Raw genomic sequence first — 13,257 nt, 5'->3', positions numbered from 1 at the left:
GCCTATCTAACAAAAAACGAGATGCCATAATTGCAGCATCTCGTTTTGTATCATAAGCTAGAAAATTTACTTTTTCTAGCTTATGATTCCCATTTATACGTCCAAAATTGTTCACCTTGTAACCATTTTAATGTCGCTGGGTCTTGTTTTTTTAGCTTTGCTTCCATCTCTTCTAACATCGCTTCTGTTTGCGAACGATGTGCACGAAGCGCTGCTAGCTTTTGCTCTAATACGTCACTTATATTGTTAATTACATCTGGCTTTCCTAATACTTCCTCACGATTTTTCGTAATCGCCACTGCATGAATAACTGGACGTTCTTCTTTTGGCATACGTTCTACCGCACGAACAACTGCGCGTCCAAATGCGTTATGATCTGGATGTACACCGTGCTCTGGATAGAATGTGATGATTAAGGAAGGATTCACATCACGAATCACTTCTTCAATTTTATCTGCTACAAAGTCAACATCTTCAAATTCTAATGTTTTATCATGGAAGCCAAGTAAACGTAAGTCTTCAATGCCCATTGCCTGGCAAGCTTCTTCTAATTCCTGCTTTCGAATGCTTGGAATCGTTTCGCGATTTGCAAATACATTTTTCCCCATATTACGTCCCATTTGCCCAAGTGTTCCGCAAGCATACGTAACAGGTATTCCATTATTTCGATATTGACGAATTGTTCCTCCCGCTGCAAATGATTCATCATCTGGATGCGGAAATACTACAAGTACGTGTCTTTCCATAATCTCACTCCTTATGCAAATGGCGTTAAACTTAATTGCAGTGCAACTGCTAGACGCCCTTTTTCATCATGACCTGCTAATAACAGACGATTTTTCTCATCTATTTCCCAATGTGTCACACCTTCTGCATATACCCAGCCGTGCTCCATTTTTAAACCAATACGGTATGGATTCGTTCCCGTAATTTTACCGCGTTCAAAGCGAATTACTGCATTACGCACAAATGCCCCAACTGTCATCGTTTTTTCATTTACATGCGAAGCATATGCACCGTTCGTTGTTTCTAAATGAAGGTATACATCATTATTTAGAAAACGTTCAATTTCGTTTTGTACGACAGAAGTATCTGTAATTATTTCCATCGGATTTCACCTCTTTTAATCAGTTTACGAAAAAATAATGTAAATTGCTATCTCTTATAATAGAGGACAATGATTACTTTGCCTATTTTTTTGCTTTTTATTTTTTATATTTAATACGGTATGTGAAATTACATATCTTTTTTTGTGTGTTCTGTATTTTCATTTCTTTCTGTATGCGAATTTGCTACAATGAAATTTATGCAGAGGAATGTATTTCGACAATTTTATACACAACTATGTATAGGATATTAAAAAAGAAGGTGAACACATTGGAACATTCAGCACATGAAGTTGCAAACTGGCAATATTGCTTTGCCATTGCTGTATTTTTAGTAACATACGGCTTTATTATCTCAGAAAAAATTAACCGTGCTGTCATTGCTTTGCTTGGGGCTGCAATTATGGTTATTATGGGAATTGTAGATTTACATACTGCCTTTACTACACATATTCAATGGGAAACCATTACTCTATTAATTGGGATGATGATTCTCGTACATATTACAAGTCAATCTGGTGTCTTTGAATATGTGGCTATTAAAGCTGCAAAAGCAGCCGGCGGAAAACCAATTCGAATTTTACTGCTCCTATCCCTTTTAACCGCAGTTGGTTCTGCCTTTTTAGATAATGTAACAACCGTTTTATTAGTCGTACCAGTTACATTATCGATTACACGTATTTTAAAGGTAGCTCCTATTCCATATTTAATTTCAGAAGTATTATTCTCTAACATTGGCGGAACAGCGACACTTATTGGTGATCCGCCAAACATTATGATTGGATCTGCTAATAAGCATCTTGATTTTAATGCGTTTTTACTGAATTTAGCACCGATTGTTGCCATTATTGCTGCCGTTACATTACTTATTTTATATGTTATGTATCGCAACAAATTAAAAACAACCGACGAACAAATTCAGAAACTGATGTCTTTAAATGAAAAAGACTACATTCGTGATCGCAGCTTACTCGTTAAGTCCTTATCGATTTTAGGATTAACAATACTTGGATTCATTCTTCATTCTATTATTCATGTTGATGCTGCTGTAATTGCGATGACTGGTGCTGTCCTTTTAATGCTAATCGGTGTAAAAGAACACGAGATAGAAAATGTATTTGCTCATATTGAATGGGTAACAATTTTCTTCTTTGCAGGTTTATTCGTTCTTGTCGGTGCACTTGTTGATATTGGACTTATTTCCTCACTTGCACAGAAAGTATTGGATGTAACAAACGGAGATATTGGCTATGCATCCATCTTAATTTTATGGGTATCTGGTGCTGCTTCTGCCACAATTGATAACATTCCGTTTGTAGCAACAATGATTCCGCTTATTCAAAACTTAGCAAGCGGACTTGGACTTTCACCGGATTCTCCGCAAATTGAAGTACTATGGTGGGCATTATCTCTTGGAGCTTGCTTAGGAGGAAACGGTACGCTAATTGGTGCCTCTGCCAATGTCGTTGTAGCAGGAATTGCAAAACGGGAAGGATACGGTTTCTCTTACATGGAATTCTTAAAAATCGGGTTACCATTAACCATTGTTGCCCTACTTTTATCACACGTGTATATTTATTTACGTTATTTAATGTAGAAAAGGTTTGCAGCATGAGCTGCAAACCTTTCTTCTTCACCAAAAGATACCTATAACTGCAAGAGCACCTAAAATTAAACCTCCAACTTGCCCAATCATTGCTGGCGTCCATTCAATTCCCTTTTTCATTTGTACAACTGGTCTTTCATGCCGCAGTTGCTGCACTTCTGCTTGCAGTTGATGGATGGAACCGTGCAATTCTTTCACAAGCTCTTTCAGTTCTGCTATTTCTTCTTCACCTGACTTCTTTTTTTCTAAATTCATTTTCAATACCCCTTTTAGATCAATAAATTGAATAATGTTGGATTGTGATTGATTTCCATATAACGTACGCCCTGTTCTTCCATTCGTCTAATAAGAGGCTCATAATCTTCTTTTTGCTGAAGTTCAATTCCAACTAAAGCCGGACCATTATCTTTATTGTTCTTCTTCGTGTACTCAAAACGGGTGATATCATCATTAGGCCCAAGAACGTTATCTAAAAACTCACGCAAAGCACGGGGACGCTGCGGAAAATTAATAATAAAATAATGCTTCAGTCCCTCATAAATTAACGATCTCTCTTTCGTTTCCTGCATCCGATCAATATCGTTATTGCCGCCGCTGACGATACAAACAACCGTCTTTCCACGAATTTCATCTTTATATAAATCAAGCGCTGCAATTGGCAGGGCACCAGACGGCTCTGCAACAATTGCATTTTTATTATAAAGTTCAAGTAATGTCGTACACACTTTCCCCTCTGGTACAGCGACAATGTCATCTAGTACACGTTTACAAACTTCATATGTAAGATAACCAACTTGTTTGACCGCCGTTCCGTCCACAAACGAATCAATATGCGGAAGCTTAACAACCTCTCCTTGCGCAAACGCCTCTTTCATAGAAGCAGCACCTTCTGGTTCAACTCCAACAATTTTTGTTAAAGGACTAATTCCTTTTACGTATGTTCCAACTCCAGCTGCTAAGCCTCCTCCGCCAATTCCCATAAACATGTAATCAATCGTACAATCCGTATCATGTAGAATTTCTACACCAATCGTCCCTTGTCCTGCAATCACATGTGGATCATCAAACGGATGAATAAATGTTAATCCCTGCTCTTCACAATATTTTACTGCTTCCCCATAAGAACTATCAAATGTATCTCCTTGCAGCATCACCTCTACGTAATCTCCTCCAAAAAAGCGCACTTGTAATACTTTTTGACTTGGTGTTGTATTTGGCATAAAAATCTTTGCTGGAATTTGTAATTTATGACATGTATAAGCTACACCTTGTGCATGGTTACCCGCACTAGCACATACAACTCCTTTTTTCAACTCTTCCATCGGTAAATTGCTAATACAGTTATAGGCACCGCGTATTTTAAAGGAACGAACAACTTGTAAGTCCTCTCGTTTTAAATATACGTTACATTGATATTTCTCTGATAGAATAGGATCTCGCTCTAAAGATGTATTTCGAATCACATCTTTTAACGTATTATACGCAACGAGAATATCTTCAATTTTGATCATTTCTTTCACATTCTTCATATCTTTGACCGCCTCACTGTAGGATTTAAAAAGTTTTGTTTTACATTATACAGAATAATCTAAAAATTTCAAATGAAGTTTAAATAAAAAATGAACCAACACAGTGCATGTGTTGATTCATCCTTTCATGATGGCGTTTCCACTTTAAATATTTGGCCTTTGACGTGTACCAAATTTATTATTTTAATTTTATAAAAAAACATTAATCAACCTCTTGTCCAGAAACAGCTTTCCATCCGGTAGCTGTAACGCCTGCTTCTAAACTAAGACCATTCACTACTTTTTCAATAAAAGCTGTTTTCTTAGCATCACAATGTAAAACTGCTCGAATCATTATTTTTTTACCTTCTTCAACCTCTTCACTATATAGTTCTCTTAACTGAATTCCTTCTGTATTTAGCATTTGCATTAGCAACAATCTAATATGCACTTCATCTTTATTAGAGCACGTTACAGATAACACATAATTCATTTTCTCTGGCATTTTATCAGTTGATTTTTTATTCATAAATAATGCAACTGGACGAAGGAAAATATTAGCTAATAAAACTCCAAACGCCCCTAGTATAGCTACTGTTAGAAAACCTGCTCCGACAAGAGTCCCAACAGCTGCAGAACACCATAATGTTGCAGCAGTATTCAAACCACGAATACTAAAGCCGTCTCGAATAATGACGCCCCCGCCTAAAAAACCAATTCCACTAACAACTTGAGCTGCAATCCGGGTTGGACTAGATTCCCCTGTCACAATAACTGACAATAAAACAAACAAGCATGCTCCTAATGAAACCAAAGCATTCGTTCTTAATCCTGCCATACGATGAAGCCACTGGCGTTCTGTTCCAATAAGTGCTCCTGCCAATATAGCTACAAATATACGAAGTGCCATCTCTTGCAGCATCATCTTTTTTCACCTCTATCTATGTTTGAACTACCCCCACTCAACACCCTTACGGGTTGCTTGAAGTGGGAGATTCCTATGAACACCAAAGTATCCTTTGGTTATTTTAGTAGGCTAGCCCCGTAGTTCCTACGGTTAGAAGTCTTATGGCTTCGTTTTTAAGATTTTGTCCTGCGTTAATATCTCTATTGTGATGTATACCACAAGAAGGGCACTCCCACTCACGAAGGTTCAGATTTTTAACGTCTTTGTTTTTATAGCCACAACACGAACACAGTTGAGAACTAGCAAATGTTTTAGATACAGTAACTACTTCTTTTCCATACCANNCATTGTTCTGAATTGTGACCAAGATACTTCACTAATTGCTTTTGCTAACTTGTGATTTTTTAGCATGTTCGATACTTGCAAATCTTCAATACCAATGATGTCGTGGTTTTTGACAATTTCAGTAGAGATTTTTTGCAAGTAGTCTGTTCTTGCGCTAGTAATTCGTTCGTGAATACGAGCGACTTTGATACGTTGCTTATTCCAATTCGAAGAACCATTCACACGATTGGAAAGGATACGCTGTGCTTTCGCTAATTTTTCTTCAAGCTTACGAAACCATTTTGGGTTAGAGAATACTTCTCCTGTACTCAAAATAGCAAAGTCTTTTAATCCAACATCAACACCAACAGACGAACCTGTTTTTTCTAATGGTTGCACCTCTGTTTCAACAAGAATTGAAACAAAGTATTTCCCACTTGGATTACGTCTAACGGTAGCATTTAAAATACGCCCTTCTACTTCTCTTGATTTTGCAAAACGAACAAAGCCAAGTTTCGGTAATTTTATTTTGTTTCCTGCAATTGCAATATTTCCGTTTGTGTGTTTTGTTGTATAGGATTGAACCTTATTCTTTTTAGACTTAAAGCGAGGTGCATCAGTTTGTTTTTTGAAAAAACGAGTGAACGCATCAGCAAGGTTCTTAAGTGTAGATTGCAAGGAAATGCTATCTACTTCTTTTAGCCATACGAATTCCTTTTTTATTTGTGTTAGTTCCGCTGAACAAGAATTGTATGTCAATCCTTTTCCAGTTTCTTGGTATGTGCCATTCCAACGCGCCAAAAAGCGATTGAATACGAAGCGAGAACAACCAATAGTCTTAGCGATTAAGATTTCTTGTTCTTTGTTTGGGTATATTCGGAATTTGTATGCCTTATTTATTATCATCTGATTTCACCCCCCTTTTTTTGATATACCAAGTATATTATTCTGGGAGAGGGAATTTCAATGGAAAAGGTATCTGTTGTGCTACTCGTTCCAAAAGGATTATTGGAACGAGTAGACAAATGTAAAGAAGAAAAGGGTTTGGGTACTCGTACCCAAACTATTTTTCATTTATTACAAGTAGCACCCGAAAAGTCAGATAGTTAACGAGGCTTATGCCACGCCCTACCTGAAGCCAATTCATCTCCCACCTACTATGCTTCACGTTCCTTGAGGTGGGAGATGAATTGGCTAAAACGATAAAATCCTTCTTCTTCTTATATTTTACCTTAATTCTCATTAAAATAAATTTCATAAAACTAGCTACTTCTATAAGTTTCCTGCACATTTGGTCTTACACGTACAACCAAACTAAAAAGTTCCCAATGTTGTGTATGAAATTTTTAATGATTGTTTCTTCTCGTTAAAATGATAAAGCTAAGCATTGCACCGATATGACAACAAACAATTGTAATTCCCATCGGTACAGCTGTCTGTTCTCCTTGAATACCAACTAAAGGTGCTACTACAGCGCCAGATATAAAAGGTAAAAGTCCTAATAAAGCTGCGGCGCTTCCTGCTGCTTTCTGCTGATTCTGCATCGCTAACGTAAATCCAGTCGTCCCAACAATCCCTACGCTAGAAACAATAATAAAGAAGCAGATTAACACTCCTATTAAAGAAGGTGCCAGCAAAATAATAAGAAGAAGAGTGATGCCTCCTAGCAATGCAAAGAGAAGTCCAGCTACTAATAAAGTACGTTCTTTAATCCGCCCTGCCAAGCGCCCTGTAACTTGAGACGCAATAATAATACCAAAACCATTAATCGCAAAAAATAAGCTATATAATTGCGGCGAAGCACCAAAAATATTCTGAATAACAAATGGTGATCCTGAAATATAAGCAAACATGGCTGCTGTGATAAACCCTTGAGAAAGTGCATATCCCATAAATACGCGATCTTGTAATAAACGTTTATAATGAGATAAACTCTCTCCCCATCCACCTGCTGTTCTTTTCTCTTCATGTAACGTTTCTGGCAAAATAAAAATAACACTTAATAACATAAGTCCACTTAATACACCTAACACAATAAACACCCAGTGCCAAGAAGCAAAGTTTAAAATTTGTCCTCCCATAATAGGCGCAAAAATCGGAGCTGCTCCATTTACTAGCATTAAAGCAGAAAAGAATTTTGTAAGCTCAGATCCCGTGTACAAATCCCTCACAATAGCACGAGAAAGTACAATTCCTGCTGAACCGGCTGCACCTTGAATAAAGCGTAATACAATGAGCAACCATACAGACGGTGTCAACGCACATAAGAAGGAAGCAGCTGCATAAATAACAAGACCAATTACAATCGGTTTTTTCCTCCCTTGACGGTCACTCCATGCACCAACCCACAATTGACCTAACGCAATTCCTAACAAACATGCAGTTAAACTTAACTGCGTAAGTGCGCTTGTCGCATGCAAATCGTTTGTTAAAGCTGGAAAAGCCGGAAGGTACATATCAATAGAAAGCGGACCAATCGCAGATAAGCTTCCAAGAATAATCGCTAGGATGATTCGCTTATCTTTTGCGACTTGTACTTTCATTTGTAATTCTGTTTGCAATCATATAACCCCCTTTTTTATCTTCCCACTAACACGCGGGATAAAGTGAAACTTCCATCAGTGGAGGTTTTTTCATCCCCCACTGATAGTTAGTTGAACCAATCGGGCTTTTACGGGCAGTAGTGATCCCCCACCTATCTTCCTCACTTCTCTCTCAACCTTGAGGTGGGGTCTTACTGCCCGTTAATGCAGGATAAAGAAAAAACCCTATTATATAGAAGTTTCACTTTATGTTTCAAATTCCTTATACCTTGTTCAATTACTTCAATAAATAAGAGTATAGAATAACAGACAAGATGTAACTATATTAGTTACACAATTAGTTTTTGTCAACACATTTATCCGATATTTTTCCAATTCAACAATATCAAAAAGGATATCAACAAATGTCGATATCCTTTTATTTTCTAGAATTCCATTCAATTTCCCTCTACATTTGTCAGCGGCTTCTCATACGTATCACTATGACAAGTATACATTGTTGTCTTATCTTCTATTACAATGCGCTCTTTGTTAACAATAAAATTCTGCTTCACTGAAAACAACATGACCTACTTAGACAAAACACTCCTGACAATTCCTAATTCGTACTGATGCCCCGCGCTGTCCAAATACGATCAATTTCCGCGCCGTGCTGTCCTCCGTAAAGAAGAGCATCCGCTTGTTTAATCGCTCTCGCACCGTCACGGAACGTAGCGTTAGGAGTAAGGGACCAATGCGATTGCAAAATGATTTTTGTCGCAATATCGCGGCCAAAAGCTTGCGCCATATCATACTCACCTTGCGACCAAATTTCGCCGTCCGCATGAACTTCATTTACAATGTCTTTTGGATACACTTTATTATCGTCCAATCTGCGAAGACAAGTTGGGTTCGTATTTGAATAAGAAGTCGAATCCCATTCTCCGATACACGCTTTTCCATAATTTGTACTTGATACGGCATCTTCATAAGTAGCTCCCAAGAAATCCCCAAAGCCTTCTCCCATGGCTCCGCCTTCTGAAGAATTCCCAAACCCAGGAACTTGATTATCTTGAATGGAATGACCATATTCATGAGCAATAACCCCTGCATCTTCCGCATCATCAACTCCGCCGGAACCGAATGTCAGCGCCTTAGTCGAAGGGGAATAAAAAGAATTATCGGCTTTATATGTATTCACATTCGCTTTAATAGAACGATTGTTAATATTATTAAAGCCTAGCTGTTGTATATACCGTTGCAAAGTATCAATGTGATAATATGCCATAACATCTTCAAATCTATCATTTGAACGTGTGTAATTATATTGAAGAGAGGCAGAATACGTTTTTACTTTCGACGTAATCGTCACATAGTCTCCAATCAAATATCCTGATCCATTAAGTCCTTTTAAAGTGACCGTTTTTAGTTGATTATTCAATGCAGTAGAGTCTGCATCATTATTGTCAGTCAGCCCAACCAAACTTCCACTCGTTGCTACAGGATTTGGCAGGAACACTTTCCCTTGCCCTTCTGCTTTTCGGTTTAAGTCTTTTTTCTTAAGCAGCTTTCCGTTTTCCGCATCAATAAATGTTTCCCACGCACCAAACGGCTTATGAGAGTGGATAACAATCCGGTACACCGGAATTGCTACACCTTCTTCGACCATATATCCGAATTCACGCGTAGTCGGAGCCCATAGACTTGGATCGTCAGCTTCAATATACTGACTAGATTTGCCTTCTGCTTCCTTTTCACTCAATTTCTGCTTAATTTGCTTGACGCTCTGTACAGGAAGATAATCTGAAACTGCTAGTATACCTTGTCCTCCTTTATTGAGCGTAACGGTTACTTGCCTAGAAAACACAGGAGATTCATTTACTGTTTGTTGAAATCTAACATAAGATGCCACCTGTGTATCTGTCGTAGAAACATATTGCAAATCTGATAAATCCGCCTTTAAAGAATACTGAGCAGCGTTCGCTTTTAAATATTCAGTTGCCTGTACTTGAGGCGAAACTGCCTGTACCTTTACTTGTGTTTCCTCTATTGCAGAAGCAGTGGACATAATACCAAAAACCAACGGAATTGCCGTTGCAACCGCGACAACTTTTTTCAACAAAACGATCACTCTCCTCTTCTAGAGTTATTTCGAATGTACGAATAATTCTAGAAGAGATAATATTTTACCTTTCTAATTTCTATAAATCTAATGAAAGTAAGATTTTCTCAATAATTTTATATAAAACAGGGAATATTTTAAAATCTGCTATTCATAATAATAAATTGAAACAATAGTACCTATAATCATTTTTTGATAACGTTAATAATGAGCAATAAGGCATTACTTACAATGCTTGCTATACCTATCCAAAATAGCCAATTTGTTGCGGTTAGCCAAGAAGCAGCGATGATGAGTAGCGCAATAGCAATTGATACACAATTGCCAACCCAGTTTAGTTTCTTATTGCGGTGAAATTTATGCTTGGCCTGAGAAATAGATTGCCGGACTGTATTCTTAACATAATAGGTTTTTTCTTTAATCTTATTCTCAGTATCTTTTGCTTTCTGATGAAGCATATTACTAATATAGGATTCACTCACAATTCGCACCCCCATATCGACGTTTTGAAAACTCCGCCAAAACTTTTTCCTGATAACTATCTGAGTTTAACTGTGCCTGCTCTTCAACTTCAAGATTTGCATTTTCTTCAAAACCGTCTTGTTCTTCGCCGTCGAAGCGATAGAGCTTTTGTAATAATCTCCAAAATGTTTTAATTTCGTCAGTTGTGAAATCGTGAAACATATCCGCTAAAAAATAGGTAGACTTTTCCGAACAAGCAATTAACGCTTTTTTTCCTTCAGGGGTAATCTCGATATTGATAGAACGTTTATCCATTTTACTCGGCATAGTTTTAACATAACCTTTTTTCACAAGGCTTGTAGTCAACTTGTTAGCGGTTTGCTTTGTTGTACCTAGCTTTTTAGCGATATTAATAAGTGTAGTGCTTTCACTTGGTAAATGTGCAATAGCAATCAGAGCCATGTGTTGTCGGGCAGTTAATATCTCCATGTATTCGTCCCCTCGAGTTTGAACCTTATTGACAACCGAAAACAAAGTTGCGTAACTTTGCTGCATAAAATGTAGTTCTTTCATTAAAAAGTTGATATCCATATTTAGCTCCCCTCTACATTAGTCACCATGTTGACAAATGTAGAATACCATGTTTTCTAAAAACATGTCAACATGGTGACTAATAAGGGCTACTTTAAATAATAATTTTCATTAATTGGGTAAAGGTTTTAATAAATAGCAGGAGGTAATTTTTTATATTTAAATTGTGAAGAATTTCACTTGAACTAACAGATGCTTTTCTTGAATAAGCAACGATTTTTTATTCATTTTCCTAAGTCCATTAAAATGCCAAAAATCCCCACTGTTTGTTTCGAAAGTAGGGATTTCTTTTGTTTAAAGACTTTTCTTTTTTCTCAAGGTAATACACTATTTTTTGAATTTTTTATCAAAAATTGCACTAAAAACTTAACGAATGTAGTGTAGTGTTATCCTAAGGGGGAAGTAAAAAACCCTCTTGATAATAGTACTATTTTTATACCGTAAACAGTTGTTTTTTATCTCTTAAAACACTTACAGAAAATTAGTTTTTTAAGTCTTAATGCAGCATTGAAATAAAGTTGAACCGTTTATAACAAAGTTAAACCGTTTTGAAAAAATTGAAGTCTTAATATTTAAAATTTAATTAAGACCATAGCTGTATTGGAAAATACTCCCTGAGGCTATGTTAGCAACTGAAGTTTTTATATAAACTTAAATTAATAACCGAGAAGTAAGGGATTGAAAATGTCCTTAGTGATCTGCCTTCATTGTTGATTATCGTAAAGGAATTATAGTAAAAGCAAAAAGGTTGGTAACAATCTTGAAAAATAAAATGAGGTGATTCATTAATGATTAATTTCAATGGAGAAGAAGTTACCAAGGTGGACAGTAAAACCAAGGTTGTTCAATCGAATATTAAAGCGTGGTTTGCAATTGGAGCAAGTTCTATCACACTATTCGCAATTATATTGAAATCTTTTTTACCTGAAGCACCGGATTACACAATGGGATTTGCTCCAGTAGGAATTACGGTATTTGCTTCAATCTTAGGAATGATTGCACTAGCACTATCTATTAACTGGCAGCGTGAAAGTTTAACGCCACGTTTTCTTTTGCTAATTAGCACATGGGGAGCTTGTTTTATGTTAGTCTGGTCATCAGGCGGTATTGTGTTTGACATATTACGAACAGCTGCTGTACTTGGAATCCCCGGTTTGCCCCCTGTTGTGGATTGGCCAGGATTTGCAACCAGAACCATTAGCCTCATAGCTGCCATACTGCTTGCTGCAGCAACTCTCTCTTTTCAACGTATATCCCGAGGGGCATGCACTGTATGTGGTCAAGGGCCTTCAGTGAAAACCCAACCTGACCGTATTTGGTTCGGCTATGCTGCGTTTGTACTATCTTTTCCATATCCATTATTGAAACTTTATTGGTCCTTCGGTGGCACCCTAGGAGGTGGCCAAAATTTCAGTCAACATTCTGCTTATGGAGAAATGCTAGTATTTGGCGCTTGTGCATTGCTTTGTCTTGCTCTTGTACAAAAATGGGGGCGTATTTTTCCTAAGTGGGTACCGTTTGTTGCTGGGAAAAAAGTTCCTCGATTCATTCTAATCACCGGAGGTTGGGTTGCTGCATCTATGACAGTTTCAATGGGATTTTTGGCAATATTGGGATCTCTTTTGGAGGTATTAGGTCTTTCGAATGGACCAATGTCTTTCGATGACGAAGGTTTGTTGGTATCTATAGTATATGGAGGATGGTTGTTGCTGGGTATCGCGATCACTGGAGCTACCTGGAATTATCAGAAGCAAACCAGAGGTAAATGTGTAAAATGTGGGAAATTTTAAATAATGATTTATAGATATTATAAAGGGATCTTCAAATGAAGATCCTTTTTCATTGCTAATAACATCGCTTATGTTGACTACATACCCATTTGAGGCCTTCTTTAACTAAACCAGCTAATAGCAACAAGTCGTTATTTAATTAAAGGGCGATTTAATGGAGGAAAGATCATAGAAATGATCAAACTTTTTTATAAAAGAATCATTTAATTGAAAATATAAAGAGCGTGCTTTAATCAATCTTTTTTCAAAAACACGCTCTTTCTTTTTGTTCGTTTATCAAGGCTATTAATTTCAATTTGATCAAACTTTATTCCAAGGC

12 protein-coding genes and 1 pseudogene are annotated in these 13,257 nt (G+C 37.1%); 3 read left to right on the top strand and 10 right to left on the bottom strand.

Annotation, left to right across the window (positions count from 1 at the left end; translation table 11 throughout):
- Window positions 1-80: 80 nt before the first annotated feature.
- Both bshB2 and CN326_RS17130 read right to left on the bottom strand, forming a co-directional pair.
- Window positions 81-746 carry a bacillithiol biosynthesis deacetylase BshB2 gene (gene bshB2 / locus CN326_RS17135; protein ID WP_098310189.1) on the bottom strand — a complete coding sequence of 222 codons (666 nt, stop codon included), beginning with the start codon at window positions 744-746 and terminating at the stop codon, window positions 81-83.
- A gap of 11 nt (window positions 747-757) precedes the next feature.
- Window positions 758-1,108 (bottom strand): YojF family protein, encoded by a 351-nt coding sequence (locus tag CN326_RS17130; RefSeq protein ID WP_098310188.1) that lies wholly within the window; start codon window positions 1,106-1,108, stop codon window positions 758-760.
- A gap of 173 nt (window positions 1,109-1,281) precedes the next feature.
- On the opposite strand from CN326_RS17130, the gene CN326_RS17125 reads away from it, so the two are divergent.
- Window positions 1,282-2,703 carry an ArsB/NhaD family transporter gene (locus tag CN326_RS17125; protein ID WP_255258147.1) on the top strand — a complete coding sequence of 474 codons (1,422 nt, stop codon included), beginning with the start codon at window positions 1,282-1,284 and terminating at the stop codon, window positions 2,701-2,703.
- Between the two features lie 36 nt (window positions 2,704-2,739).
- Here the strand turns inward: CN326_RS17125 and CN326_RS17120 are convergent, their stop codons facing one another.
- The 4 genes and pseudogenes from CN326_RS17120 to tnpB all read right to left on the bottom strand — a co-directional run bounded on the left by CN326_RS17120 (window position 2,740) and on the right by tnpB (window position 6,357).
- Window positions 2,740-2,967, bottom strand: a complete 228-nt coding sequence (locus CN326_RS17120; RefSeq protein ID WP_098310186.1) for a hypothetical protein — start codon at window positions 2,965-2,967, stop codon at window positions 2,740-2,742.
- 14 nt (window positions 2,968-2,981) lie between these two features.
- Window positions 2,982-4,241: a threonine ammonia-lyase IlvA gene (ilvA, locus tag CN326_RS17115; RefSeq protein WP_098310185.1), complete on the bottom strand. Its 1,260-nt coding sequence runs from the start codon at window positions 4,239-4,241 to the stop codon at window positions 2,982-2,984.
- A gap of 202 nt (window positions 4,242-4,443) precedes the next feature.
- Window positions 4,444-5,145: an MgtC/SapB family protein gene (locus tag CN326_RS17110; protein ID WP_098310184.1), complete on the bottom strand. Its 702-nt coding sequence runs from the start codon at window positions 5,143-5,145 to the stop codon at window positions 4,444-4,446.
- A gap of 103 nt (window positions 5,146-5,248) precedes the next feature.
- Window positions 5,249-6,357: pseudogene (gene tnpB / locus CN326_RS17105) on the bottom strand (IS200/IS605 family element RNA-guided endonuclease TnpB).
- A gap of 60 nt (window positions 6,358-6,417) precedes the next feature.
- Between tnpB and CN326_RS24695 the strand changes: the two are divergent.
- A complete protein-coding gene (locus CN326_RS24695) occupies window positions 6,418-6,561 on the top strand; it encodes a hypothetical protein (RefSeq protein WP_176524666.1) in 144 nt (47 codons plus the stop codon).
- Between the two features lie 236 nt (window positions 6,562-6,797).
- Here CN326_RS24695 and CN326_RS17100 read toward each other — a convergent pair whose 3' ends face one another.
- The 4 genes from CN326_RS17100 to CN326_RS17085 form a co-directional block, all read right to left on the bottom strand.
- A complete protein-coding gene (locus tag CN326_RS17100) occupies window positions 6,798-7,994 on the bottom strand; it encodes a multidrug effflux MFS transporter (protein WP_098310246.1) in 1,197 nt (398 codons plus the stop codon).
- A gap of 598 nt (window positions 7,995-8,592) precedes the next feature.
- Window positions 8,593-10,041, bottom strand: a complete 1,449-nt coding sequence (locus CN326_RS17095; protein ID WP_098310245.1) for a M36 family metallopeptidase — start codon at window positions 10,039-10,041, stop codon at window positions 8,593-8,595.
- Window positions 10,042-10,280: 239 nt separating this feature from the next.
- Complete coding sequence (locus CN326_RS17090) at window positions 10,281-10,577, bottom strand: hypothetical protein (RefSeq protein ID WP_483295652.1); 297 nt, start codon at window positions 10,575-10,577, stop codon at window positions 10,281-10,283.
- Window positions 10,570-11,148: a MarR family winged helix-turn-helix transcriptional regulator gene (locus tag CN326_RS17085; protein ID WP_098310183.1), complete on the bottom strand. Its 579-nt coding sequence runs from the start codon at window positions 11,146-11,148 to the stop codon at window positions 10,570-10,572. The genes CN326_RS17090 and CN326_RS17085 overlap by 8 nt, the downstream gene beginning before the upstream one ends.
- Before the next feature lie 788 nt (window positions 11,149-11,936).
- On the opposite strand from CN326_RS17085, the gene CN326_RS25160 reads away from it, so the two are divergent.
- Window positions 11,937-12,938 carry a hypothetical protein gene (locus CN326_RS25160; protein WP_255258146.1) on the top strand — a complete coding sequence of 334 codons (1,002 nt, stop codon included), beginning with the start codon at window positions 11,937-11,939 and terminating at the stop codon, window positions 12,936-12,938.
- Window positions 12,939-13,257 lie beyond the last annotated feature (319 nt).

Source organism: Bacillus sp. AFS018417 (genome assembly GCF_002560985.1).
Taxonomy (GTDB): Bacteria; Bacillota; Bacilli; order Bacillales; family Bacillaceae_G; genus Bacillus_A; species Bacillus_A rhizoplanae.
The sequence above is the reverse complement of the archived record's forward strand: the minus strand, read 5'-3'. Positions and strand labels throughout refer to the sequence as shown.